This window comes from Serratia sp. TSA_7, assembly GCF_052692135.1.
In genome coordinates this window covers 248,928-274,813 of sequence record NZ_JBQZFU010000003.1, presented here as the reverse complement: position 1 = coordinate 274,813, position 25,886 = coordinate 248,928, and the positions used below count along the sequence as shown (strand labels likewise).

The window sequence follows — 25,886 nt, the reverse complement described above, 5'->3', positions numbered from 1 at the left end:
TTAATAAACGCCCGGGGATTGCGGTTGCGCCGGCGGCAGATCCTGTTTAAAACGGCTCGCCAGGGATTCCGCCGCACGCGCCAGCAAGGTGGTGTCCACCCCAACGGCGACAAACAGCGCGCCGGAGGCCAGGTAATGCTGCGCCAACTGCGGATTGGCCATCAGGATGCCCGGCGCTTTGCCGGCCGCGCTGATGCGCGCGATGGCGTCGTCAATGGTGCGTTGCACTTCGGGGTGCTGCGGGTTGCCGGCAAACCCCATGTCGGCGCTCAGATCCGCCGGGCCGATAAACACCCCGTCGACGCCTTCCACCTGCAAAATGGCGTCCAGATTTTTCACCGCCTCGCGGGTTTCGATCTGCACCAGCACGCACATCTGCGCATCGGCCTGCTGCAGATAATCCGGCACCCGATTCCAGCGAGAAGCTCGCGCCAGCGCACTGCCGACGCCACGTACGCCGTGCGGCGGATAACGGGTGGCTCGCACCGCCTCGCGCGCTTGTTCGGCATTCTGAATCATCGGGATTAGCAGGGTCTGCGCACCGACGTCCAGCAGTTGCTTGATGATCACCGCATCGTTCCAGGGCGGGCGCACCACCGGGTGGCTCGGGTAAGGTGCTATCGCCTGCAACTGGCCCAGCACCGTCTGCACGTTATTGGGCGCGTGTTCACCGTCGATCAGCAACCAGTCGAAACCGGCGCCGGCCAACAGTTCCGCGCTGTAACTGCTGCACAGACCCAGCCACAGGCCAATCTGCGGGCGCTTTTCCTGCAATGCCCGTTTGAAATGGTTGGTTAACATTGAACCCCCTTAAACGAACCGGCAGCTGATACAACCCATCGGGCCATAATCAACGTGGAAGGTATCGCCGCGCCGCGCGGGCACCGGCCGGGTAAAGGAACCGCCGAGGATCACCTGTCCGGCCTCCAGCTCTACGTCATACGGGAACAGCTTGTTGGCCAGCCAGGCGACGCCGTTGGCCGGGTGGTTGAGCACCGCCGCCGCCACCCCGGACTCTTCGATCACCCCGTTGCGGTACAGCAACGCACTGATCCAACGCAGGTCCAGCGCGTCCGGTTTGATCGGCCGGCCGCCCATCACCACCCCGGCGTTGGCGGCATTATCGGAAATGGTGTCGAACACCTTGCGCGGCCGCTGGGTCTGCGGATCGACGTTATGGCTGCGCGCATCGATGATCTCCAGCGCCGGAATGACGTAATCGGTGGCGTTGTACACGTCGAACAGCGTGCAGTTCGGCCCGCGCAGCGGTTTGGCCAACACGAACGCCAGCTCCACCTCGACGCGCGGCACGATAAAACGATCGACTGGAATGTCGCTGCCGTCGTTGAAGAACATGTCGTCCAGCAGCGCGCCGAAATCCGGTTCGGTGATCTGCGAGCTGACCTGCATGGCGCGCGAGGTCAGGCCGATCTTATGGCCCTTCAGCGTACGGCCTTCGGCGATCTTCAGCGCCACCCACTGCCGCTGAATGGCATAAGCGTCTTCAAGGGTGATCTCGGGATGATCCAGCGACAGCGCGCGGATCTGTTCGCGGCTCTGTTCCGCCTGGTGCAAGCGCTGCACGGCGCGGCTAATCAGCTCTTTATCCAACATTTACGGCCCCTTACTCTTTGCGAAATAGCGCATGGACATTGTTCTGCTTATAATTCAGCACCGGATCCAGCTCTTCAAGGGTGAAGGACAGCGCCAGATAACGGCTGGCCATCAACGCGGCAAAGTGTTCCTTGATCAGCGCAAACAGCATCTCGCCGACCTGCTCGCGGCTTTCCAGACTGCGGCCGTGTCCGATCTTCAGCGTCATATGCACGAAGGCGTAATCCTGCTTGCCGTCGGCCATCTGCCAGGTGTCCAGCCAGAGGGCGCGGCTGCGTACCCCGGCCAGCGGGAAGATGCCGGTGTCCGCCAGCGCCTGATTGACCTTGGCGAACAAGGCGGGAAGATCGGCCTCTTCGCGGATGTTGTTGGTGCATTCAGCATAAAAATGCGGCATAGCAATCTCCGAACGGCGAATTTGCGCGGGCAAGCTGCCCGCGCGGCGGTGGTTACAGGGTGTTGCCGAGCTTGAAGCCTTTTTCCGTATCGCCCTCGCGGGTGTAGGAAAAACCGTCTGCGCCGATGGTGACGGCCATTTCGCTTGGCGCACTGCGTTCGATGACCGGCTGCGGCCGGCCGTCGAGATCCAACACTTGCGATCCTTCGGTGTACCAGCTCGGCACCACCGGGTTACCCCACCAGTCGCGGCGCTGGTTGTCGTGCACATCCCAGGTCACGGTCGGGTTATCCGGATCGCCGGTGTAGTAGTCCTGGGTATAGATCTCCACCCGGTGTCCATCGGGATCGCGCAGATAGAGATAGAAGGCGTTGGAGACGCCGTGGCGGCCGGGGCCGCGTTCGATCAAATCGGATTTACGCAGCGCGCCGAGCTTGTCGCAGATGGCCAGAATGTTGTGCTTTTCATGGGTGGCGAAGGCGATATGGTGCATGCGCGGCCCGGCACCGCCGGTCATCGCGGTATCGTGCACCGTGGCTTTGCGGCGCATCCAGGCGGCGTAAACCACGCCGTTTTCATCGCGGATATCTTCCGTCACGCGGAAACCCAGCCCCTGGATGTACTCCACTGCTCGCGGGACGTCGGGCGTAATTTGGTTAAAGTGATCGAGGCGCACCAGCGCACCCGGCGTGTAGAGATCGTAACGCCAGGCCAGGCGTTCGACGTGCTGCACGTCGTAGAAAAACTCGTACGGAAAGCCGAGCGGATCTTCAACCCGCACCGCATCGCCGATGCCTTTGACGAAGCCCTTCACCCGGCGCTCGGTGCGGCAGCCCAAGGCGTTGAAATAGGCTTCGGCGCGGTCGACGTCTTCCGGCGTGCGCACGCGGAAAGCAAAGGCCGCAACGGCGGCCACCGGGCCTTCGCGCAGCACCAGGTTATGGTGAATAAACTCTTCCATCGAACGCAGGTACAGGGTTTTCTCATCCTCGGCGGTGACCACCAGGCCAAGGATGTCGACGTAGAATTCGCGCGCCGCTTTAAGGTTGGTTACCTGAATTTCCATATAGGCACAGCGCACAACGTCGGGAGCAGGGACAGCATGGGTGGTAAGTTTTATCGTCATCGTTCTCATCTCTTTCGTTTTTGTTGTGGCCTGAGGCTTAGACGCCCCATTTCGGGATTGGGTGGTCCCCCATGGAAATACAGACGTTCTTCATCTCGGCGAACACCTCAAAGCTGTATTCGCCACCCTCGCGGCCGGTGCCGGAGGATTTCACGCCACCGAACGGCTGGCGCAGATCGCGTACGTTTTGGGTGTTGACGAACACCATGCCCGCTTCAATATTGCGGGCCAGACGCAGAACCTTGCTCACATCCTGCGTCCAGATGTAGGACGCCAGGCCGTACTCCACGTCGTTGGCCATGCGCAGGCCGTCTTCTTCCGATTTGAACGGCAGCAGACAGGCCACCGGCCCGAAGATCTCCTCCTGCGCGACGCGCATCCGGTTGTCGACATCCGCCAGCACCGTCGGGCGCAGGAAGTTGCCGTGGCTCAGCCCGGCCGGTTTTTCCGGGCCGCCGGCCAACAGGGTCGCCCCTTCTTCCATCCCCAAGCGGATATAGCCGGAGACTTTTTCCCAGTGCTGCGGGCTGATCAGCGCCCCCACCTGGGTGTTGGGATCCTGCGGATCGCCCACGCGCAGGCGGTTGGCGCGTTCGGCGAAACGTTTGACGAATTCCGGGTAAATGCTTTCCTGAATGAAAATGCGCGAACCGGCAGTGCAGCGTTCGCCGTTGATCGAGAAGATGGTGAACAGCGCGGCGTCCAGCGCGCGTTCGATGTCCGCATCCTCAAAAATCAGCACCGGCGATTTGCCGCCCAGCTCCATGGAAAATTTCTTCAACCCCGCGCTCTCGATGATGCGGCGGCCGGTGGCGGTGCCGCCGGTGAAGGACACCGCCCGCACGTCTTTATGGCGCACCAGCGCGTCGCCGGCGGTAGCGCCGTAGCCCTGCACCACGTTGAGCACCCCGGCCGGGATGCCGGCTTCCAGCGCCAGTTCACCCAGGCGATCGGCGGTCAACGGCGACAACTCGGACATTTTCAACACCGCAGTATTGCCCAGCGCCAGGCAGGGCGCGGTTTTCCAGGTGGCGGTCATGAAGGGCACGTTCCACGGCGACACCAGCGCGCACACCCCGACCGGCTGGATCAGCGTGTAGTTGAGCATTTTGTCGTCCACCGGGTAGGTGCGGCCGTTCATCTGCTGGCAGATTTCGGCGAAGAACTCGAAGTTATGCGAGGCTCGCGGGATCAGCACGTTTTTGGTCTGGTGGATCGGCAGGCCGGTATCGGCGGTTTCCATCTCGGCGATCTGCGGCACGTTCTCGTCAATCAGCTCGCCCAGACGGCGCATCAGACGCGCACGCTCTTTCATCGGCATATTGGCCCATTTCGGGAACGCGGCCTTGGCGGCGGCCACCGCCTGGTCGATCTCCCGTTGCCCGCCGGACGCCACCTCCGCCAGCACCTCGCCGTTGGCCGGGTTGCTGGTGGTGAAATACTCTTTGCTGGCGACGTTCTTGCCGTTGATCCAATGGTTGATGGTTTTCATCTCAGGCTTTCCTCGTAATCTTTTTCACTGATGATGTGGTTAACCAGACGGCCGATGCCCTCGATTTCCACCACCACCTCGTCGCCCGGCTGCACGTCGGCCAGCCCTTTCGGCGTGCCGGTGGCGATCATGTCGCCCGGTTGCAACGTCATAAATTCGCTCAGGTAGGCGATCAGGAACGGGATATCGAAAATCATGTCGGCGGTGCTGCCACGCTGGCGCAGCTCGCCGTTGACGTAGGTGCTGAGCGCCAGGCGGTGCGGATCGGCGATATCATCGCGATCGACGATGTACGGTCCAATGGGCGTCAGGGTGTCGCGGCTTTTCACCCGCAGGTTCGGTCGATAGTAATTTTCCAGATAGTCGCGGATGGCGTAGTCGTTGCACAGCGTATAACCCGCCACGTACTCCATTGCCCGTTCGCGGCTGACGTTGCGGGCGGTTTTACCGATCACTACCACCAGCTCGGCTTCGTAGTGCATATACGCCACGCCGGCCGGGCGTACCGACACCTGGCGGTGGCCGGTCAGGGTGTTCGGCGCCTTGAGGAACACCAGCGGTTCTTCCGGAGCCTTGAATTCCAGCTCGCTGGCGTGGTCGGCATAGTTGAGGCCCAGGGCAAACACCGTGCCCTGCGCCGGGGGCAGCCACTCGGCGTCCCGTTCCTGCAACACAGTGCCGTCCGGCAGGGTAACGTGCAGCTGCTCATCCACGCGGGCGTTAACAATCTGGCCATGATGGCGAATACGGGCGTGTCTCATGATAATTCTCCTGCCTGCGTCACGCGGTTGGTCAAAGTGGGCAGACCGGCGGCGCGCACCGTCACTTCATCCCCAGGTTTGATCTCCACCCGCTGGTGCGGGGTGCCAATCAGCACCGCATCGCCCGGTTGCAGGGTAATGAAATCGCTGATGGCGGCGATCAGTTCCGGCACCGAGCGCACCAGATCGGCGGTCGACCAACGATCCTGCTCCACGCCGTTGATTTCGGTGACGATCTCCAGCCTATCGGTCGCCGCCAGCTGGCCGATATCCCCCAGCGGGCAAAAACCGTCGCGACACTTGGCCTTGATCGCCGGGCGGTAGAAGCTGCTTTCCGGCAGGCTGACGTCGTTGGCCAGCGCATAGCCCGCCAGATAGTCCGCCACCCGCTCGGCCGGTACCTTGCGGGCGATATCGCCGATCACCACCGCCAGCGTAGCGCCGCTTTGCACCTTCTCACCGGCCGGGAACGGGATCGCCCCGCCGTTGGCGAGGTGGGTATTGCGCGGTTTGATAAACCACACCGGGGTCTTGGGCGGGGTGTTATAGGGCGGCTGATGGAACGCCTGATCCCAGGCGTCAATCTGGCTGCGGTGGTTCAACGCGACGGAAAATACGGTGCCTTTCATGCAAACTCCTCTCGTGACAGAACATGACAACCGGCATTCATTAATATATTAACGATTAGTTTTATACGCTGTTTACGATTTACGCAACGCGGTTGGATTGATTTGTGATCCTGATAACAAAATATTCACAACTGCGGAACATTGGCGTTATTATTCAAAGAATTAATCATTTTTTGGCGTATTTTTACCCGCAAGCCGCTTTTTCGCTTTATACGTTGGGGTAAATCTGGCTATTATTAAGTTATTAATAAATCAGGCCTGGCAGGGGCGTACTCTATTGCGCTCGTGGTCCCAGCATGCTGGGGCCCCAGAATCAGGGCCGACATACCGAACACCTTGACAGTAAAGGCCAAATCTATGCATGAATCCTTAACCATTGCCCTGTTGCAGGCGCGTGAAACCGCCATGGGGTTTTTCCGCCCGATCCTGAAAAGCCACAATCTGACGGAACAGCAGTGGCGCATCATCCGCGTGCTGGCCGACAGCCGTTCGATTGAATTCCACGAACTGGCGGCGGAGACCTGCATCCTGCGCCCCAGCCTGACCGGCATTTTGTCGCGCATGGAGCGCGATAAGCTGATTTTCCGCCTGAAGCCGGTCAACGATCAGCGCAAGCTGTACGTTTCGCTGACCCAGCCGGGCCAGGAGTTGTACGACGTGGCACGCCATCAGGTGGAACAGGGTTACCGCGAGATTGAAGCCGCGTTTTCGCAGCAGAAGATGGATCAACTGATGACGTTGCTGGACGAGCTGATCACCCTGGGCGACAAACTGCCGGCCAACGTGACGGCCCATCCCACCAAGAAATGATTCAATGAATCGGCATCCTCAAATGAACGGGCGTTGCAGCTAAATAGCTGTGTTTAATACCGCTACACCCTAAGCTTGAGGTGGGTGGGCGTCATGGCAGGTTAGCCGAGCGTTGAGCGCAGGGATGCACGATACGAGCCCCCAGGGACGGGTTCACGGCGCGTCGGCGTTCTGCATGACCCCCACCTGTAGCACTATTCGGCGCAGCTAGTTACGCCTGCAGCCAACCACGCTGCAGCGTCAAGTAAGAAGAGAATTCGCTTCCGGCAGCAGTGCGCCGCCGTCCACCACCAGCGTCTGGCCGGTGATATAAGCCGCCGCCGGCGAGGCGAGAAACACCATCGCCGCAGCGATGTCTTCCGGCTCCCCCAGCCGCCCAAGCGGGACGGCGGCGGCAATCGCCTGATTGACTGCCGCGCCGCCCAAATTGGCCATCGCCGGCGTGCGGATCATCCCCGGCTCCACGCCGTTAACCCGAATGCCCACCGGTGCCAACTCCAGCGCCGCCGCGCGAATAAACCCGTTCACGCCCGCCTTTGAAGCGGCGTAGTGTGCCAGCCCCGGATAAGCCACCCGCGGCCCGGTCACCGACGAGGTCACCAGCATGCAGCCGCCCAGGCGGCGCATCCACGGCAGCGCCGCCTGGGCCAGAAAGAACGGCGCCATCAGATTAACGCTCAGCGTGCGTTGCAACAGCGGGGCGTCAATGTCGGCAAACGGCGTCAGCGGGAAGTAGGCCGCATTGTGGACAACCACGTCCAGCCGCCGATACTGCTCCCCCACTGCCGCGACCCGTTCGGCAATCTGCGTCGCATCGGCCACATCGCAGGCCACGGCCTGCACCCGCCAACCTTGCCGCTGCAAGCTCTCCGCCGCGTCCTGCGCCTTGCGCAGTTGCAGATCGGCCATCACCACCGTCGCGCCCAGGCGGGCAAAAGCTTCGACAATCGCCAGCCCGATGCCCTGAGCGCCACCGGTCACCAACACCACCTGGCCACTGAAGGCATCGGCCGCATAGGTTGCGTTCATCGGCTACCCCCTGGGATGACGGGTGGTATTCAGCACCTGCGCATGAGCGCCCACCGCAAAATTGCTCAGCGCGCTGAAGTCGCTGCCCTGATAGCCGAGGATCTTGCCGTCGGTCCGCATCGCCTGCAGATCGATCATCACCACGCCCAGTGTCGGCACGATCTTCTCGCGCCACACGAACAGGTAAAGCTGCTCGGCGACTTTCACGTAATGACAACGATCGACGTCCGCCAGCCCTTTCTCGACGCCGTCCAGACACTGCCAGGCGTAAAAATTGTCGTTCAGGTAGATGTGCTCGTAACGTTCGGTCGGGCTGTAGGTGTACATATTGCGCATGCCGATCAATTCGTCGGTGAAATGCGGCAATGCGGCCGCCGCATTATCCAGCGTGCCGAAGCGGAATTCGGCGTTGACCGCCGTGAGCGGCAAGCCTTGTTCAACGCGGCTGAAAGCATCCAGCCGGGTTTGCCGTTCATCCGGCAATTGGCCGTACACCAGGGTGAAATTGCCCTGATTGCGATCGCACACCAGCGTCATGCTGGCGTTGTCTTGCGAGGGATCGAGAAAATCGATAAACAAAATGCCGGAGCGAATGCTGGTGGCGCGATAAGCAATACCTGCGCGCGCGCCCCAGCTCAGCGTTTGATCATCGGTAAAATGGCACTTCAGCGTTTCGCCCTCGGCAAAATGCAATGTCAGCGTGCTGCCGCTCAGCCCGAGCTGCCGTTCCAGCGTGTTGCTGTGCGGCGCAAAGCCTTCCGCCAGTGCGCCAACCTGAATAAATACCGCCTCTGTACTCATCTGATTCTCCTTAAAGGGAAGTAAAAGCCAACGTCGGCACGTCGACGATGGTAGAGCCGCCATCGGCCACCAGCGCCGCACCGGTAATGATTGACGCCTCGGCCGAGCAGAGAAAACGGCAGACGCCGGCAATGTCTTCCGCGCTGGCCGGGCGACGCAGCGGCACGTCGCGGCACACCATCCGGTAAGCCTGCTCCAGCGAGATCTGATGGGCGTCCATCAGCGGCTGCATCTCCTCGTCCGCCATCGGCGTAGTCACCCAACCGGGGCACACCGCATTGGCGCGTACCCCGAGCGGGCCATAATCGCGGGCGATGGAACGCATCAGCCCGATCAGCGCGTGCTTGGCGGTGACGTAACCGCACACCTCCGGTCCGGCGGCCAGCGAGGCGATAGAGGCGACGAACAGCAGGTTGCCGCCGGTTTTCACCAGTTCCGGCAGGCAGGCGCGCGCACTGGCGAAAGCGCTGTTGAGATTGCTGTCCAGCGCGCCTTGCCACTGCGCGTCACTCATGTCGGCAATGCGCCCAACCCCCATGCCGCCGGCGCAGCCGATCAGGCAATCGATGCGCCCGCCCTGCCGCAAAATGGCCGGCAGCAGGGTGGTGTTCCAGCTTTCGCCGCTCGACGCGTCGCCCACCAGCGCCACGGCGCCGATTTCCTCGGCCAGCAGCGCCAGCGGTTCGCGGCGACGGCCGATGATAAACACCCTGTCGCCCTGGGCGGCCAGCTGCCGGGCACAGGCGGCCCCCACGCCGGTGCCGCCGCCGGTAATCACCACCACTCTATTCATCCAGTTTCTCCATCAGTTGGCCGATCATCAGCAGGCTGCTCAGCAACAACCGCCGCTGTTCCGGTTCCAGCCGCAGGTAGCGACGGCCGGCCGGCAACCGGCTGACCACTTCAGACGCGGCAAAATGTTCGATATCCAGCCACCAGCGGCCGTCGGCCACCCTCAGTTGGATGCTGCGGAAATCAAGCTGCGTCAGCGTCTGGCCAATCTGCGGATAACGCTGCAAGGCGCCGATCACCCGCTGCGCCGTGGCATTGTCGCGGGTGGCGCGATAAACCACACCCCGCCGCCGCAGCCACCCCCCGGCGGTGATGCGCAGCGTCAGCGGCTCGGCCAACGTGCTTGCCCCCTGCAGGCGGAAGCGGTGGCTGACGATATGCGCCATAAACAACGAGCTGACCCGTTCGCTAATCTCAATCTCCGGCCCCTGCGGCAGCGTCAAGCGCAGTTGGCACGGCGCCAGGCGTTCGCAGGCATAGGGCTGAAGATTTTGCGCCAACCGAGTGAGCGTCGCCCCCGGCTGATAACCCGCCGGCTGTCGCCGCCACACGCGATTAAGTGAGGGAAGTAAGCCGATCAAACTGCGCCTCCTCGTTTTCCGTTTTGGCGAAGGCGGTTTCCAGCACCTGTTCGACCGGCACCGGTTTGAACGGGTTGACCTTCTGCACGCACAGCGTCCAGAACAGCGCATAGGCGGCGGTCAGGCCGATCATGATGCTGAAGGGGATATAAACGTCACGCGGGTTCATGCCCGGCGGAGTGATGTAGATAATCGCCAACACAATGCCGATGCTGGAGACGATTTGCGGCAGCGGGAACCACGGCGATTTGTAGGCGCGCGGCAGATCCGGCCGCCGAATACGCAGGATCACCACCGAGCAGGTCACCAGCAAGTAGGCCACACCCCAGGCGCACACCGCCGCCAGCACCAGCGGGAGAATGCGCTCGAGATTGCCCTGAATGACGAAGGCGTGTACGCAGGGGATCAGCACCGCCACCAGAATGCCCACCACCGGGGTTTTAAAGCACGGGTGCAGATAAGCGAAGATGCGCGGCAGCGCGCCGTCCAGCGCCATGCCGTACAGAATGCGCGGCACCGCCGCCATCAGCGTATTAATGGTCGCCGCCCCGGCCAGCAGCAGCCCGATACCGAGCCAATATTTGCCGAACTCGCCCATCACCTGCCCGGCAAAGGCCGGGATCGCCATCGGCGTGTCCAGCAAGTGAACGCCGTTGGCGGCATCCACCACCACGTTCTCCACCTGATGGCTGAGCGCGGCGCCGTAAAGCGCCATGCAGACCGCCACGCCGCACAGCCCCAGCGACATGGCGCGCGGGATCACTCTGGCGGAGCCTTTGATCTCCGGCGCCATCGGCGTCACCAGTTCGCAGCCGACGAACATAAACATCGCCATGCCGATCAGGCTGAACACCGCAAAGGGATCGCTCAGGCTCAGCGTGCTACCGAACCAGCCTTCCAGCGGCACCGCATGCGGCGACAGCAGCCCGGCGATACCGAAAATCACCAGCGTGCTCCACATGGCGAAAGTCAGCACGATCTCCGCCTTGCCGAATGCCTCGATGCCAAACGCATTGAGCAGACCGAACAGGATCACCAACCCGACGCCAATCATCCAGGAGGCGTTGTGGGTTTCCATCAGGGTGTTGAGGTGTTCGAAATTCACCAGCGCCATGATGCCGGAGAGAATGGTCTCGGCGGTGCCGGCAAAGATATGCACGATCAGATAGGCCGACAGCGCGCCGGTAATGGCAAAAAAACGGCCCATGCCGCAGGCGATATAGTCATACACCGAGCCGGAGGTCGGCAGCATCGCCGCCGCCTCCGAGAAGGTGGTGAGCTGGGCTTGCATCATGATGAAGGCGATCAGCATCGCCAGCGCGAAGGTATCGCCGCCAATACCGAAACCGCTGGTGACGGTGAGGATCACCGGACTGGCCATAATCACCCCGACCGAGCTGGCCAGCGTAGTGGGGAATCCGACCTTGCCCCGTTCAAGGTGGGCATGAAGCCGCGACGACAGGTTCATGGGTAGTTCCTCTTATAGTTTTTGCCCTGGTGTTGTTTGTGCAGGTTTACGCCGCAATTAGCGGTGATCTCACTATAGAGAGGAAAGGAAAATACTGGCTATCGTCCTTAAGGACGAGGCCGAACCATAGCTTTTTCCTCTTATCTTTTTAGCCCGGCCAACCGTTATGGTTTGAATCTCGCGGAGGGGATTTTCGAGAGAATGCGGGGAACAGCGCGTCTGTCCATCGTTCTTAGGAACGAGCCGCCGGCAGCGAGCGAAGAGGGGTCGCCACCCGGCGATACGCGCAGCGCCGTCCCCCTGGCAGGGGAAATCACTTTAAATTCAGCGGGAAGGAGGCATGCCGTTCGTTAATATATTAACTAAATATTGACGCAAGGCCGCCCATCCCCCAGCCAACGGAGGGGCGTTGCCTTGTTATTTATGTATTTTATTGCAATCAGGCTCACGTTGTTAATATGTTCTTATTGTGTTACCGAATTGCTACAACTATGCTGGGATCGTTCATATATTGAACGACGCATTCTCCAGAACGCAGGGTAGGTAAAGGAGGGAAATGAATCATGCACAGCACATCATCCGATGCCTTTATCAACAGCTGTCTGACCACCATTGCGCATTTGATCCCGGTGTCCGCCGGGGTGTTTTACCTGGTCAATCAAGATCTGCGGCCAGACCACTATATTCTGCACGGCATTTCCGATAAGACGCATCAGCAGTATTTGACCCATTTTCAGCAGATTGATCCGCTCAAACCCGCCAATTTCCATCAGCAGGATATCAGCATGGTCGGCATGAGCCCGGCGGCGATCGCCAATAACCGCCATTATTATCATGACTTTATGCTGCCGAATGACATGCGCGATATGACGGAGATTTTTATCCGCCAGCGTAAACGCATTATCGCCGGGGTGTCCTTGATCCGCGATACGCCCTTTACCGAGGTGGAGCGTGGCCGCCTGCGGGCGGTACTGCCGCTGATAGAACTGGCGACGCGCGATCTGCTGCCCGGCGGCGAAGCCCAGTTGCTGACCGCCAAGGAGCAGGAGATCGTCAATATGGTGCGCGAAGGGGCCAGCAATAAACGCATCGCCCTGAAACTGGGCATTTCACTTTCGACGGTGAAAACCCATATGCGCAATATCTTTGCCAAAACCGAGGTAGCAAACCGCACCGAATTGGTGGCCAGCAGCTTTATTGCCCTGGGTTAATGAATACAGCCATAACGATGGCTTATAACAGGTAAAAATAAACTCGTTAATTATTCGCCATCCATGGCGCGGTTTCCGCCTGCCCAAAATACGGCATCGCGGCGATATCTGATTCAGGTTTAACCTGCGGGAATAATTATTATGTCCAGTGATTCAGTTTCTGTACCCTCAACCGGGGCGGCTATCCCCTGCCCGCCACGGCTGCTGACCGCCATTATTATTTTTGCCGCCATTGCGCCGGGCATCCTGATGACCGCCCCGGCGATAGCGGCGCAGTTAGCCGGCCAGTGGCAGCTCACCCCAGCGCAAATCGGCCACTTGTTTTCGACCGAATTGGGTGCCATGAGCCTGGCGACCTTGCCCGCCTGGTGGTGGATAAGCCGCGTTAACTGGCGCCGGGTCGCTGCGTTGGCGGCGGCGGTGTTTATCGCCGGCAATCTGGCCTCGGCGCTCATCGGCGATTTCACCCTGCTGCTGGGGCTGCGTTTTATCGCTTCGATGGCGGGCGGCACCTTGATGATCCTGTGCATCACCTGCGCGGGCGGCACCGCCAACCCCAGCCGGGTCTACGCCTTCTGGGTGTTGGGCCAACTGGTGCTGGGTGCGGTCGGGCTACTGGTGCTGCCCCCGCTGTTCGCTCATTTCGGCCTGATGGCGGTGTATCTGATTCTGGCGGCCATCATGCTGTGCTGCCTGCCCCTGATCAGCGCCTTCCCAGCCGGGTTTCACCCGACGCACGCAGCGCTGCGCTCCGCCGCCTCTCCCTGGTTCCGCAAAGCTTTCGCCGTGATGGCGGTACTGAGCTTTTATATCAGCCTGAGCGCGGTCTGGACCTTTATCGGCAGTATCGCCGCCGCAGCCGGCCTTTCGCCGGTCAACAGCGGCCAGGTGCTGGCTGCCGCCACCCTGTTTGGCATCGTCGGCGCCGGCAGTGCCGCGTTTATCAGCGCACGCCGCCGTGGCAACGGGCTGATTTGGCTGGGCTACGGCCTGTTGAGCGCCGGCGTTGCGCTGCTGATCCGTGACCCCTTGCTGCTGCGTTTCGCGGTGGCGGCGGTGCTGTTCAAGTTTACCTGGACCTTTGTCCTGCCGTTTATTCTGGCCCGCGTCGCCGGGCTGGATAATAACGGCAAGCTGATGAATAACATCAATTTGGTGATTGGCGGCGGCATGGCGATTGGCCCAACGCTGGCCGGCTACCTGATTGAATCTTCGGGTGGCTTCGACGCCCTGTTGATCGGCGCGCTGGGCTGCGCGCTGCTGTCGCTGTTATTGATTTTGTTAGCTTCACCGCGCACGCCGCGCCATTGACCAGGAGTAAAAAGGTGAAAAGAAAAACCGGTTTCTTCTTTGATGAACGCTGTTTCTGGCACAGCACCGGCCTGCATGCCACTACGCTGCCGGTCGGCGGTTGGGTTCAACCCCCTTCGGGGGCGGGCCATGCGGAATCGCCGGAAACCAAACGGCGGATGAAAAACCTGATGGACGTTTCCGGCCTGTCGCGCCGGCTCAGGCTGCTGAGCGCCGAACTGGCCACTGACGAAGACCTGCTGCGCATTCACCCGGCCGACTATTTGCAACGTTTCAAACAGTTAAGCGACAACGGCGGCGGCATGCTGGGGGAAGAAGCCCCGCTGGGCCCGGGCAGTTATGAAATAGCGAAACTGTCCGCCGGGCTGGCCTGCGCGGCGGTCAAGGCGGTGCTGCAAGCTGAGCTGGACAACGCCTATGCGCTGTCGCGTCCGCCGGGTCACCACTGCCTGCCTGACCAGTCGATGGGTTTCTGCTTTCTGGCCAATATCCCGATTGCCATCGAGCGCGCCAAGGCCCAATACGGCCTGGGCAAGGTGGCGGTGCTCGACTGGGACGTGCATCACGGCAACGGCACCCAGCATATCTACTGGCAGCGAGATGATGTGCTGACGCTGTCGTTGCATCAGGACGGCTGCTTCCCGGCCGGCTACTCCGGTGAGCAGGACCGCGGCGCAGGCGCGGGGGAAGGCTTTAACATCAATGTTCCGCTGCTGGCGGGCGCCGGTGACGACGGCTATTTATATGCCATGCGACAGATAGTGATCCCGGCACTCGAGCGCTTCAAACCCGAGCTGATCATTGTTGCCTGCGGTTACGACGCCAACGCCATCGATCCCCTGGCGCGCATGCAGTTGCACAGCGACAGCTTTCGCAGCATGACCGCGCTGGTGCAAGACGCCGCCGATCGCCTGTGCGGCGGCAAACTGGTGATGGTTCATGAGGGCGGCTACGCCGAATCCTACGTGCCGTTCTGCGGCCTGGCGGTGATGGAACAGCTCAGCGGCATTCGCACCGAAGTGCAGGATCCGCTGCTGGATTTTATCCGGCAACAGCAACCGCGTGACGCCTTCAACCTGTTTCAACGCGACGCCATCGATCGGTTGGCGCAGCAGTTCAAACTGTAGTTTCCCTCTGGGGCGCCGCAGGTTGTGCCCCTACGCCATTGCCGCTACGCTGAATAGGGTTTCCGTTATCCTGCCGACGAGAAAATACTATGTCTGAACAAAAGATTAGCTTTATCAAAGGTGGCCATGGCGATATTGCCGTACATGACTGGAGCCGCGATCGGCCGCGCTTTCTGGCGCTGCTGGTACACGGCTACGGCGAGCATCTCGGCCGTTATCAGTACGTGGCGCGTACGCTGGCGGCACAGGGCGCACGCGTGTTTGGCCCCGACCATCTCGGCCACGGGTTATCGCAGGGCGAGCGCGTATTGATTGAGGATTACGACGCCGTAGTCGACGATGTTCATCGCGTAGTAGAGCATTTTCAGCAGCTACACCCAGGCGTGCCGCTGGTGGTCATCGGCCATTCGATGGGCGGCATGATCGCCACCCGTTATACCCAGCGTTATCGCGAAGGTATCCGCGCACTGGTGCTATCCGGCCCGCTGATCGGCGAAAGAACCCTGATCTCCGACTTGCTTGATCTGCCCGCTATCCCGAACGAACCGCTGGATACCGCCACTTTGTCGCGCGATCCGGCCGTTGGCGAAGCCTATCAGGCCGATCCTTTGGTGTGGCACGGGCCATTCAAACGACCGACGCTGCGCGCCATGCAGCAGATCCTGGCAAAAATCAACGCAGGGCCGGGTTTCGGCACGCTGCCTACGCTGTGGATACACGGCGATGACGATCGGCTGGTGCTGATGGCCGAATCGCAGACCGCCATCGATCGGCTGAAGGGCAGCGATTTCGACGCCATGATCAATCCCGGCGGGCGGCATGAGAGTTTTAACGAAACCAACAAAGATCAGATATTGAAGCGGGTCACCGACTTTATCGAGCGGGTGCTGGGATAGCGGATTTCCCCTCTCCCGGCGGAGAGGGGCTAACGGTGAGATCAACCTTCGACGATGGCGAGATAGTGTTTTACAAAACGATCGGAGGTGATTTCCCAGCGCACCGGCGTGCCCTTCTCGACAAACCACGAATCCCCGGCCTGATACTGCACGGACTTCCCGGTGTTCTCATCGGTCAGCGTCGCGGTGCCTTCCCACACGGTGGCGTGTTCGGCAAACGGATACTCCATCACAAAGGTGCCGCGCGTACAGCTGAAAACGCCGCAGTTCAGGTTATCGGTCGGCTCACCGAAAAGGCTCGCCACACCGACGTTGGGTGAACCTGCGATCACTCTGGCACCCAGGTTGCTGACGCTGCCAATGTCCAACAGTTCAGGCAGCGGTTGCTTAAGCAGTAATGGTTTCATGTTTCTCTCCTGTGATAAAAATTAGCGACGGCCTTTCCAGTAGCCGGACGTCTGGTGCCAAACCTTGCCGGCAGTGGTCATTACCCGTCGCAGCTTGTCTTTGCCGAAGATGTTGACGTGCGGGATCGAACTCATCAGATCGTAACGATCGGATCCCTCGCTCATGCCCTCCGCCAGCACCTTGCAGACGATATGGCTTGGCGTTACGCCAAAGCCGGAATAGCCCTGCACATAAAACACGTTGTCATGCTGCGGCAAGGTACCGATCTGCGGGAACAGGTTGGCGCTGCAGCACAGCGGCCCTCCCCAGGCCAGATCGATCTTCACGTCATGCAGGTACGGGAACACTTTCAGCATCAGGTTGCGGTTCCAGGCTTTGAGATCCGCCGGGATGTATTCGATCAAACGGGTGGCGCTGCCGAACAGCAGGCGGTTTTCATTGGTGACACGGTAGTAATCGATCACCGGGCGAATATCGCTGTAAGCGCCGCGGATCGGGCTGATGCGCCGGATCAACTCCTCGGGCAGCGGTTCGGTCGCCAACTGGAAAGCGTAGGTGTTGATGGTTTTACTATGGATAAACGGCTCCATGCCGTTGAGAAAGCCGTTGCACGCCCACAGCATCTTGTTGGCGCGCACCGAGCCCATGGCGGTGCGGACCTTAATGCGCGACCCGTACTCGACGTTAAGCACGCTGCTGTTTTCGAAAATTTTCACGCCGTAGCCGCTCAGTGCCTTGGCCTCGCCCAACAGCAGGTTGAGCGAATGCACGTGCCCGCCGCCCATGTGCTTCAATGCGCAGGTGTAGGCATCGGATCCCACCACCTGCTTCACTTCCGCGCCGGTATAAAGTTCGATCTCTTCATTTGGCGATACCGCCTTGAACTCTTTCAGCCAGCTGCGCAGGGTTTTCTCCTGGCGTGCATTGCTGCCGAGGTAGCCATAGCCAAAACAGAAATCGGCATCAATCTCGTACTTCTTGATGCGTTCGCGAATAATGCCGGCACCGAGGTTGCTGATTTTGAAGATGGTTTCCAGCCCGGAGGGGCCGACGTGGCGTTTGATTTTTTCCAGATCGTGACCGATGCCGGCCATCACCTGCCCGCCGTTGCGCCCGGTGCCGCCGTAGCCCAAATGGCGCCCCTCCAGAATGGCGATGTTGGTGATGCCCCGCTCCGCCAGCTCCAGCGCGGTATTGATACCGGAGAAGCCGCCGCCGATGATCACCACGTCAACGTCCAGATCGTCTTCCAGCGTCGGGAAGCGCAGATCGTACTTTTTGGTTGCCGCGTAGTAAGTTAACGATTCGATATTATTGTTCACTGCCGCACTCCCGAAGACCCTATGCCCTACTGCGGATTATCGGGAGCGGCCGGCAAAGCCACCATGTCCCCTTAGGGACATTTGCTACAAAAAATTAACATTATGCGCTGCGGCGGTTCGGCCCGGCCAACAGCAGGTTGAACAGTTCGGCCTGCGAACCGATATCCAGCTTGCCGTAGATGTTCTTGCGGTGGTTTTTCACCGTCCCCAGGCTGATGAACAGCCGGTCGGCAATCTGTTGCGAGCCGCAGCCGCTCAGGATCAGATCGACAATTTCGCGTTCGCGCGGGGTCAACAGATAGCGCACCTGTCGGGTTTTGTCCTCCGCCGTCTCCGGCGATACCGGCGCGGCGACCACTTCGCCATGCAGGCGCGCGATGCTTTTGAGCAGCGTCAACGCACTCCTCAACTCCGCCAGTTGCGGATAGCGCATCCCCACCGTCTGGCGCGCAGAACCGAAAAACACCCCCAATCCGCGTTCCGGCGTCAGTGGCAGCAGCACGCCGGCCTCGTCGTGCCAGCCGGTTTTACGGTAAAAATTACGATAATAGTCAGTGTGATAGAAACCGCATGGCGCCAACTGACGCAGCGAAAACACCTCGCCGCTGCCGCCGCCGTTCAGCACCTGGTAAAAGGGATCCTGCAGGTAAGCGCCCCGTTGGTAGATTTGGTTGACCGCATCGCTGTTTTCTTGCTCGGTTTTGAGCAGGCAACGCGGCGCACGGCCACGTTCGAAGGCATAAACAATGGCGTTGTCGAAGGCGAAGAAAGCTTCCATCCAGGCCAGCAGGCTGGGATAAAACCTGGGCGTCGCAACCGCGTCAATCACCGCCGATAACCGTTCGACCTGAATACTCATATCCGCCCTCGCCATCATTAATAAATTAACAATTACCTTGTTTCGGATAAAACCGGCAGCGCCATGGCCCGCTTGTTATAAAAAGCATTCAACAGCGCCAAATGCAAGGTTTCGCTTGCTTGCATGTTAAACAAATCACAGCTTCGCCAGATTATGGCACCCCATCACCTACGGGCCTGGTTAATATGTTAATGAATGAGTTTCCGGCAGTGAAAAGCAGTGGTTCCTCCGACGAGGCTGGCTTATGCTGTGGTTTTACCGCGCCAAGGAGAGAACATGACCACCAGCCTGACGATCGCCAACCGGCATACCTGGTTCGGCCACGGCAGTATTAGCCAACTGATCCCATTACTGGCCGCCGATCCCCAGCCGACATTGCTGTTCAGCTGCCGTTCATTCCTCAATGGCGCGGTATATTCCTCATTGGCAGATGCCCTGACGCCGCGGCTGATCGGCACCGAGATCGTCAGCCACGAAGCCTCGCCGCAGGAGATCGACGCCTGGGTCGCACGCTGGCGCGGCAAGGCATTGCGCGTGGTGGCCATTGGCGGCGGCAGCGTGCTGGATGCCGCCAAGGCGTTTGCCGCTTTAGTGGAACATCCGCTGCCGACGCTGCGCTATATGGAAAAGATCGGCGACACCAAAATCAGCGGCGCCACCCTGCCGCTGATCGCCATCCCGACCACTGCCGGCACCGGCAGTGAAGTGACCCAAAACGCAGTGATCACCGATACCCGGATCGGCAAGGTGAAAGCCTCGCTGCGCCATAACAACTTCGTGCCGCATACCGCCATCCTGGATCCGCAACTGCTGCAGGGCGCACCGGACAAGGTGCTGGCTTACTGCGCCATCGACGCCTTTACCCATCTGTTCGAAGCCTATCTGTCCAAAACCGCCAGCGCCATGACGCGCGAGATGTCGCTGACCGGCATCCGCCATTTCCTGGATGCCTGGCCGGCGCTCAACCGCAGCGATCGCGCCCGTGAAGCCATCATGCAGGCCTCGTACCTGGGTGGGCTGACGCTGAGCGCCGCCGGGCTGGGGGTGATCCACGGCATTGCCGGCGAGATTGGCGCGCTGCACGATTACCACCACGGCCAGGTCTGCGGCCGCCTGCTGTTGCCGTTCCTCGAACTGCTGGCGCAAAGCGAACAGCCGCAACAGCGCGCGCTGATGAGCGATCTGGCCGCACGCCTGTTCCCCGAACAGCAAGACAGCCCGGAACGCTATCTGATTGAGTTTATTACCCGCAACGCCATCGCGCCGTTCTGGCAGGATGACCTGCCGATTTCCGGCGACGAACTGGCGGTGACGCTGGAAAAATCCAACAGCAAGAACTCCTTGATCGACTATACCGCCGCCCAACGGCAACTGATGATCGAAGGCGCATTCCGCGTCGAATGATAATATAATGAGATCAAAGCAATAGCGGGAGATCGGAAATGGGTATCATCGGCTGGATTTTCACCGGCATCGCCATTGGCATTCTGGTTGGCGTACTGCTTAAAATCTTCAGTAGGAAGAAAAAGCAGTAAACGGATTTTAAAGGTCGGCAGCGCCGAAAGCCTGTTCGAATAAACCGTCTTTACGCAGCAGGTAACGGCGGTTTTGAGCAACTGATAGGCGATTTCTGGCAAGGCGCCGAAGGCCAGAAATAAGCGTTCATCCCCCCTCATGCGCCGCCAGCAGGCACTCGTGGAACACCTTCACCACCCGTTGCGGGCTGGGTGAACGCCGTACCACGCAGGAATATTCACAGTGGTAGCGGAACAGCTCCGGTTTTATCGCCCGCATCATATTCTGTGCGACGAAAAACGCCGCATAGTGGTCTGGAAGAAAGCCGACATACTTGCCGGAGAGGATTAAGGTCGCTATCGATTCCTGAGCAAAACCCGTCGCCTTGCGCTGCAAATGCTGCTGAAAACTTAACGCCATATTCGGCGAATGGTAGCCCAATCCTGCAAAGGCATAATTGTGCAACAGATCCCAATTCAGCATGTCGTGATGAGCGGAAAATAACTCATGCTGCGCACCGCAATATAAGAACATCCTCTCATTGAATAAAGAACTATAAGATAAACTTTCCGCACTGCGGTGCATTGGAATAACGCCAATCTGAAACTGCCCGTCAATAACGCCGCGCTCAATGGTATTTATCGGCTCCACGTACATTTGCAAAGACACGTCCGGCGCACGCTCGCTGAATAACGCAATTGCCCGGCCAATGTGCGCCTGCGGATTACTGACCGTATGATCAAATATTGCCACGTGCAGCTGGCCGCCCATGCGTCGATGCACGTCATCCACCCCACGGCGAAAAGCCTCGGTGGCCGCCAGCAGGTTGATGGTTTCCTGGTAAATCAACAGCCCTTCGTCGGTGACGGCGAAGCCCTCCCGCCCGCGCTGGCACAGCGTCAGCCCCAGCCTTTGCTCCAGATCCTTGATATGTTTGCTGATGGTCGACAGGCTGATATTCAGCTCCAGCTCGGCGGCGCTCATTCCTCCGCAGTCGACCACCGCTTTAAACACCCGCAGCAACCGCAGATCCATATCCGACAACTGCCCTAAAAGCGCGCGCTTTTTTACTTGCATAAAACCTTAAGTAAGTTTCGACATATGATTATTCACATTAGTGAAGAAGCGGAACATAGTCAATTTCACTCAACAATTCATTAACACGTTTATTTATACCCTATAGCTTTTAAGTTGCGGCCAGGCGGCCAGCTCGCTCACTCCAGGCGCTTACTCAAGTAAGTAACTGGGGTGAGCGAATGCAGATAACAACGCTGTAACTTAAAAGATGACGGGTATATTTAATTAACCGCACCTATTCTCCCCCTCGGAGGGAAAAATGGCTGATTTAAATCACCGCGAAAATAAACCCGATCGTGAATGGTTAGAAGCACATTGGATGCCATTTACCGGCAACCGTAATTTTAAAGCCAACCCGCGAATGATAAGTCACGCTGAAGGCGCTTATTATACCAGCCAGGATGGGCGTAAAATCTTTGACGGTTTATCCGGCCTATGGTGCTGCGGATTAGGCCACGGCCGCCAGGAAATTGCCGATGCGGCCCACCGTCAACTTTCTCGGTTGGATTATTCCCCGGCGTTTCAATTCGGCCACTCGTTATCCTTCGAACTGGCGAATAAAATTAAGGCCATGACGCCGGCCGGGCTGGATTATGTATTTTTTACCGGCTCCGGCTCAGAAGCGGCGGACACCTCGTTAAAAATGGCGCGCGCCTACTGGCGAGCCAAAGGCCAGGCAGGAAAAACCTGTTTTATCGGCCGTGAAAAGGGCTACCACGGCGTTAACTTTGGCGGTATTTCGGTAGGCGGCATCGCCGGTAACCGCAAGGCTTTTGGCGCAGGAGCGGAAGCGGACCACCTGCCGCATACCCTGCTGGCGGGCAACGCCTTTTCGCGCGGCATGCCCGCGCAGGGCGCCGAACTGGCGGAAGAGCTGAACCGAATTATCGCGCTGCGCGATGCGTCGACCATCGCGGCCGTGATTATCGAGCCCTTCTCCGGCTCCGCCGGGGTGATAGTGCCGCCAATCGGCTATCTGCAACGCATCCGAGAAATTTGCAGCCAAAACAACATTCTGCTGATTTTTGACGAAGTGATCACCGCCTTCGGCCGCTGTGGCGCGTTGACCGCCGCCGAGGCGTTCGGCGTCACGCCGGACATCATGAATATCGCCAAACAGGTGACCAACGGCGCGCAGCCGATGGGCGCGGTGGTGGTCCAACCGGCGATTTACGATGCCTTCATGCACACCGACGAGCCTGAGTACCTGCTCGAATTCCCGCACGGTTATACCTATTCCGCCCACCCGGTCAGCTGTGCCGTGGGGCTGGCGACGCTGGATATCATCGAGCGCGAACAGATGATCGAACGGGTACGGCAGCTTACCCCCTATTTCGAGCAGGCGGTGCATGGCTTGCAAGGCTGCAAGCACGTCACCGATATCCGCAATATTGGCCTGGCGGCAGGCATCACGCTGGCGGCGCGGCCAGGGGAAGCGGCGCGCAGGCCATATGAAGCGGCGATGCACTGCTGGGAAAACGGATTTTACGTCCGCTATGGCGGCGACACCCTCCAGCTGGCCCCGCCGTTTATCAGCAGCGAGGCGCAGATCGACTCGCTGATCAACGCCCTGGGCGACGCCCTCAACGCAACCGAATAAGGAGCGAATGCCATGCCCATTTCACATTGGATCAACGGCCAGCCCGCCGCCGGCGGCACCCGCAGCCAATCGGTGTTCGATCCGGCTACCGGGCTGTCGCACCGGCAGGTGCTGCTGGCGGACCCCGCCACGGTGGAAAGCGCCATCGACGCCGCAGAACGGGCCTACCCAGCCTGGCGAGACACCCCGCCGCTGAAGCGCGCCAGGATCATGATTCGCCTGAAAGCGCTGCTGGAACAGCACGCAGAGCATATCTGCCGGCTGATTACCGCTGAACACGGTAAGGTACTCAGCGATGCCATGGGCGAATTGCAGCGCGGCATCGAGAATATCGAATACGCCAGCTATGCGCCGGAATTGCTGAAAGGCGAGCACAGCAAGGACGCCGGGCCGGGTATCGACAGCTGGAGCGAGTTCCAGCCGCTGGGGGTGGTGGCGGGCATCACGCCGTTCAACTTCCCGGCCATGGTGCCGCTGTGGATGTGGCCGATGGCGGTCGTGTGCGGCAATACCTTTGTGCTGAAACCGTCCGAACGCGTGCCCTCCTCCACGCTGTATATCGCCCAGTTGGCTTCCGAAGCCGGGCTGCCGCCTGGGGTGCTGAACGTCGTCAACGGCGATCGCGAAGCGGTAGACACCCTGCTGCACGATGCGCGCGTCAAGGCGGTGAGCTTTGTCGGTTCGACGCCGGTGGCGGAGCACATCTACCATACCGGCTGCGGCCAAAATAAACGGGTGCAGGCACTGGGCGGCGCGAAAAACCACGCGGTGGTGCTGCCGGACGCCGACATCGCAGGCAGCGTCAACGCCTTGATGGGCGCGGCATTCGGCTCCTGCGGCCAGCGCTGCATGGCCATCCCGCTGGTGGTCGCCGTGGGGGATGATACCGCCGACGCATTGATTGCCGGGCTGCGGCAGCACATGTCCGCCATGCGTGTCGGCATCGGCAGCGACAACCGCAACGACATGGGGCCATTGGTCACTCAACAGCATTATCAGAAAGTGAAAGGCTATATCGAACAAGGCGTTGACGAAGGCGCAACCCTGGTGGTCGATGGCCGCACGTTGGCGGTGCGGGATGACGACGGGCAAATCAGCCAGGGCTATTTCCTCGGCCCCACGCTGTTCGATAACGTGCGCCCCGGCATGCGGATTTACCAGGAGGAGATCTTTGGCCCGGTGCTGGGCGTGGTGCGCGTCGGCACGCTGCAGGAGGCGATGGCGATGATTGACGCCCACGAATACGGCAACGGCACCTGCCTGTTCACCCGCGACGGCGAGGCGGCGCGTTATTTTTCCAGCCATATTCAGGTCGGCATGGTAGGAATCAACGTCGCGCTGCCGGTGCCGGTGGCCTACCACTCGTTTGGGGGGTGGAAGCGATCGCTGTTTGGCGATCTGCACGCCTACGGCCCGGATGCCGTCCGGTTTTACACCAAACGCAAAACCATCACCCAGCGCTGGCCTTCGTCCAGCGACACCCAACATGCCACCTTCAGCTTCCCGTCCGGGCAGGGGTAATTTCATCATAAAAATAATGATGTTATGGGGGCGAAGACATTCGCCCTCTTTTTCCACGCGCTCCATTTAATCAGGCCCGGGCAGCGGCATGCCATCGCAATGCTCTACCGCACGACCGCCGTCCGTAAAATAATCCACTAACGCGTTAATGGAGTTTTGAATGACTGAGTCCACACCAGAACATAAATTCAAAGGTAATCTCAGCGTCCTCGACGTGGTGATGATTACCGCTTCCGGCGTCACGCCGGCCAGCTCGATCTTCGTCATTGCCCCCCTGGCGATCGCCAGCGCCGGCAGCGGTGCCTTTATCTCATTCCTGATCGCCGCCTTTATCGCCGCGACCATCGCCCTGTGTTATGCCGAGCTGGGGGCCGCCCATCCCAGCGCCGGCGGCGAATACAGTATTATCAAACGGCTGTTCGGCACCCTGTGCGGGCTGCAAACCTATTTGTTTATCCTCAGCGCCGCGCTGTTTGTGCCGGCAGTGCTGGCCACCGGCGCAGTGCCCTATCTGAACACCGCCTTGGGTACCCAATTTGACGCCTCCACCGCCGGCATGATCACCATCTTGATCGGCGGTGGCTGCGCTATTTTCAATATCAAAGCCAACGCCCTGCTGACCGGCACCTTCCTGGTGGTCGAGATCGCGGTGCTGGGGTTAATCGCCTGGTTGGGCTTCAGCAACCCGCACCAAAGTGCGGACATCCTCGTCGCACCGGTGATGCTAAACCCCGAAGGCGTGTTGGCGCCGGTTTCCGTACCGCTGATCGTCGCCATGGTCGGCGTCGCGCTGTTTTCCTATAACGGCTACGGTGCCGCGGTGTATATGGCGGAGGATATGCGCGAACAGGGGAAACCTATGGCAACCGCCATCATGCTGACGCTGGCGATCGTGGTGCTGGTCGAACTGTTGCCCTTCACCGCCCTGCTGATCGGCGCCCCCTCGTTAGCCGAGATGGCCAAACAGGCCGATCCGGTCGGCTATGTGGTCAGCCAACTGGGCGGGCCGACGCTGGCGCGGGTGGTCAGCGGCGCCATTTACCTGTCGGTGTTCAACGCCATTATCGCCATCGTGGCGCAGTTCAGCCGCATGATGTTCTCCAGCGGGCGTGACGGTTTTTGGCTGCCGCAGGTGAATCGGGCGCTGAAAAAAATCCATCCTCGCTTCGGTACGCCGTGGATCGCCACCCTGCTGTTCGGCATCCCCTCAGCTTTGCTGGCCTTTTGCTCCAACCTTGGCGATCTGACCTCCTTTACCGTGATCCTGCTGCTGCTGGTCTACATCATCATGGCGGTAGCCGCGCTGATCAGCCGCCGCCGGACGCGCTTCCACCACCCGTATCTGATGCCGCTGTGGCCGCTGCCGGTGGCGATCGCCCTGATCGGCTGCCTGTATGTACTGTGGACAATTTTAATCGCCAGCAGCCTGAAAGACTTTATTATCATTGCCGGCATCCTCTGTTTTGGTCTGACGCTGAACTACATGCGCAACCGGCAGGCCGCCCCCCTTGTTGAACCCTCGATTGAAGGAGAATAGCC

The 25,886-nt window shown here is 60.0% G+C and carries 25 protein-coding genes; 9 read left to right on the top strand and 16 right to left on the bottom strand.

The window, feature by feature from the left end; genetic code table 11:
• Genes hpaI through ACUTQW_RS13595 form a run of 7 tightly spaced genes read right to left on the bottom strand, consistent with a single transcriptional unit; the run spans position 1 to position 6,019 of the window.
• Complete coding sequence (hpaI, locus tag ACUTQW_RS13625) at positions 1-801, bottom strand: 4-hydroxy-2-oxoheptanedioate aldolase (protein ID WP_020438406.1); 801 nt, start codon at positions 799-801, stop codon at positions 1-3.
• Between the two features lie 9 nt (positions 802-810).
• Entirely contained in the window at positions 811-1,614 is an 804-nt protein-coding gene (gene hpaH, locus ACUTQW_RS13620) for a 2-oxo-hept-4-ene-1,7-dioate hydratase (RefSeq protein ID WP_004949866.1), read from the bottom strand.
• Between the two features lie 10 nt (positions 1,615-1,624).
• Positions 1,625-2,011, bottom strand: coding sequence for a 5-carboxymethyl-2-hydroxymuconate Delta-isomerase (locus ACUTQW_RS13615; protein ID WP_004949865.1), 387 nt, complete (start codon positions 2,009-2,011; stop codon positions 1,625-1,627).
• A 52-nt stretch (positions 2,012-2,063) separates the two neighbouring features.
• A complete protein-coding gene (gene hpaD / locus ACUTQW_RS13610; protein ID WP_100220742.1) occupies positions 2,064-3,137 on the bottom strand; it encodes a 3,4-dihydroxyphenylacetate 2,3-dioxygenase in 1,074 nt (357 codons plus the stop codon).
• Positions 3,138-3,174: 37 nt separating this feature from the next.
• Entirely contained in the window at positions 3,175-4,629 is a 1,455-nt protein-coding gene (gene hpaE / locus ACUTQW_RS13605) for a 5-carboxymethyl-2-hydroxymuconate semialdehyde dehydrogenase (RefSeq protein WP_064798649.1), read from the bottom strand.
• Positions 4,626-5,390 (bottom strand): fumarylacetoacetate hydrolase family protein, encoded by a 765-nt coding sequence (locus ACUTQW_RS13600; protein ID WP_006323467.1) that lies wholly within the window; start codon positions 5,388-5,390, stop codon positions 4,626-4,628. The genes hpaE and ACUTQW_RS13600 overlap by 4 nt, the downstream gene beginning before the upstream one ends.
• Complete coding sequence (locus tag ACUTQW_RS13595) at positions 5,387-6,019, bottom strand: fumarylacetoacetate hydrolase family protein (protein WP_006323466.1); 633 nt, start codon at positions 6,017-6,019, stop codon at positions 5,387-5,389. Before ACUTQW_RS13595 ends, ACUTQW_RS13600 begins: the two co-directional genes overlap by 4 nt.
• 357 nt (positions 6,020-6,376) lie before the next feature.
• Here ACUTQW_RS13595 and hpaR point away from each other — a divergent pair, with 357 nt between their 5' ends.
• Positions 6,377-6,829 (top strand): homoprotocatechuate degradation operon regulator HpaR, encoded by a 453-nt coding sequence (hpaR, locus tag ACUTQW_RS13590; RefSeq protein WP_006323464.1) that lies wholly within the window; start codon positions 6,377-6,379, stop codon positions 6,827-6,829.
• A gap of 240 nt (positions 6,830-7,069) precedes the next feature.
• Here the strand turns inward: hpaR and ACUTQW_RS13585 are convergent, their stop codons facing one another.
• From ACUTQW_RS13585 to ACUTQW_RS13565, 5 genes are read right to left on the bottom strand one after another with little or no spacing between them, the layout of a single operon-like run.
• Complete coding sequence (locus tag ACUTQW_RS13585; RefSeq protein ID WP_064798648.1) at positions 7,070-7,858, bottom strand: SDR family oxidoreductase; 789 nt, start codon at positions 7,856-7,858, stop codon at positions 7,070-7,072.
• A 3-nt stretch (positions 7,859-7,861) separates the two neighbouring features.
• Positions 7,862-8,659, bottom strand: coding sequence for a MoaF C-terminal domain-containing protein (locus tag ACUTQW_RS13580; protein WP_006323462.1), 798 nt, complete (start codon positions 8,657-8,659; stop codon positions 7,862-7,864).
• A gap of 10 nt (positions 8,660-8,669) precedes the next feature.
• Complete coding sequence (locus tag ACUTQW_RS13575) at positions 8,670-9,452, bottom strand: SDR family NAD(P)-dependent oxidoreductase (protein WP_006323456.1); 783 nt, start codon at positions 9,450-9,452, stop codon at positions 8,670-8,672.
• A complete protein-coding gene (locus tag ACUTQW_RS13570; RefSeq protein WP_006323454.1) occupies positions 9,445-10,032 on the bottom strand; it encodes a DUF3156 family protein in 588 nt (195 codons plus the stop codon). Before ACUTQW_RS13570 ends, ACUTQW_RS13575 begins: the two co-directional genes overlap by 8 nt.
• Positions 10,007-11,500 (bottom strand): APC family permease, encoded by a 1,494-nt coding sequence (locus tag ACUTQW_RS13565; RefSeq protein ID WP_006323453.1) that lies wholly within the window; start codon positions 11,498-11,500, stop codon positions 10,007-10,009. The genes ACUTQW_RS13570 and ACUTQW_RS13565 overlap by 26 nt, the downstream gene beginning before the upstream one ends.
• A 563-nt stretch (positions 11,501-12,063) precedes the next feature.
• Between ACUTQW_RS13565 and ACUTQW_RS13560 the strand changes: the two genes are divergently transcribed.
• From ACUTQW_RS13560 to ACUTQW_RS13545, 4 genes are all read left to right on the top strand, one after another.
• Positions 12,064-12,711: a response regulator transcription factor gene (locus ACUTQW_RS13560; protein ID WP_006323452.1), complete on the top strand. Its 648-nt coding sequence runs from the start codon at positions 12,064-12,066 to the stop codon at positions 12,709-12,711.
• A 141-nt stretch (positions 12,712-12,852) separates the two neighbouring features.
• Positions 12,853-14,022 carry an MFS transporter gene (locus ACUTQW_RS13555; protein ID WP_006323451.1) on the top strand — a complete coding sequence of 390 codons (1,170 nt, stop codon included), beginning with the start codon at positions 12,853-12,855 and terminating at the stop codon, positions 14,020-14,022.
• Positions 14,023-14,036: 14 nt separating this feature from the next.
• Positions 14,037-15,149 (top strand): class II histone deacetylase, encoded by a 1,113-nt coding sequence (locus ACUTQW_RS13550; RefSeq protein ID WP_006323450.1) that lies wholly within the window; start codon positions 14,037-14,039, stop codon positions 15,147-15,149.
• An 89-nt stretch (positions 15,150-15,238) separates the two neighbouring features.
• Positions 15,239-16,045: an alpha/beta hydrolase gene (locus ACUTQW_RS13545; RefSeq protein WP_006323449.1), complete on the top strand. Its 807-nt coding sequence runs from the start codon at positions 15,239-15,241 to the stop codon at positions 16,043-16,045.
• Positions 16,046-16,086: 41 nt separating this feature from the next.
• On the opposite strand, the gene ACUTQW_RS13540 is transcribed toward ACUTQW_RS13545, so the two are convergent.
• From ACUTQW_RS13540 to ACUTQW_RS13530, 3 genes are all read right to left on the bottom strand, one after another.
• Positions 16,087-16,452 (bottom strand): cupin domain-containing protein, encoded by a 366-nt coding sequence (locus ACUTQW_RS13540; protein WP_006323448.1) that lies wholly within the window; start codon positions 16,450-16,452, stop codon positions 16,087-16,089.
• 21 nt (positions 16,453-16,473) lie between these two features.
• Complete coding sequence (locus tag ACUTQW_RS13535; protein WP_006323447.1) at positions 16,474-17,775, bottom strand: NAD(P)/FAD-dependent oxidoreductase; 1,302 nt, start codon at positions 17,773-17,775, stop codon at positions 16,474-16,476.
• Positions 17,776-17,875: 100 nt separating this feature from the next.
• Positions 17,876-18,634 (bottom strand): response regulator transcription factor, encoded by a 759-nt coding sequence (locus ACUTQW_RS13530; protein ID WP_006323446.1) that lies wholly within the window; start codon positions 18,632-18,634, stop codon positions 17,876-17,878.
• Positions 18,635-18,910: 276 nt separating this feature from the next.
• Between ACUTQW_RS13530 and ACUTQW_RS13525 the strand changes: the two genes are divergently transcribed.
• Positions 18,911-20,038: an iron-containing alcohol dehydrogenase gene (locus tag ACUTQW_RS13525; protein ID WP_006323445.1), complete on the top strand. Its 1,128-nt coding sequence runs from the start codon at positions 18,911-18,913 to the stop codon at positions 20,036-20,038.
• Positions 20,039-20,296: 258 nt separating this feature from the next.
• On the opposite strand, the gene ACUTQW_RS13520 is transcribed toward ACUTQW_RS13525, so the two are convergent.
• A complete protein-coding gene (locus ACUTQW_RS13520) occupies positions 20,297-21,226 on the bottom strand; it encodes a LysR family transcriptional regulator (protein ID WP_445654877.1) in 930 nt (309 codons plus the stop codon).
• A gap of 259 nt (positions 21,227-21,485) precedes the next feature.
• Between ACUTQW_RS13520 and ACUTQW_RS13515 the strand changes: the two genes are divergently transcribed.
• The 3 genes from ACUTQW_RS13515 (at position 21,486) to ACUTQW_RS13505 (ending at position 25,884) form a co-directional block, all read left to right on the top strand.
• A complete protein-coding gene (locus tag ACUTQW_RS13515; protein ID WP_006323443.1) occupies positions 21,486-22,826 on the top strand; it encodes an aspartate aminotransferase family protein in 1,341 nt (446 codons plus the stop codon).
• A 12-nt stretch (positions 22,827-22,838) separates the two neighbouring features.
• A complete protein-coding gene (locus ACUTQW_RS13510) occupies positions 22,839-24,347 on the top strand; it encodes a CoA-acylating methylmalonate-semialdehyde dehydrogenase (protein WP_006323442.1) in 1,509 nt (502 codons plus the stop codon).
• 160 nt (positions 24,348-24,507) lie between these two features.
• Positions 24,508-25,884, top strand: a complete 1,377-nt coding sequence (locus tag ACUTQW_RS13505) for an APC family permease (protein ID WP_006323441.1) — start codon at positions 24,508-24,510, stop codon at positions 25,882-25,884.
• Positions 25,885-25,886: the final 2 nt, after the last annotated feature.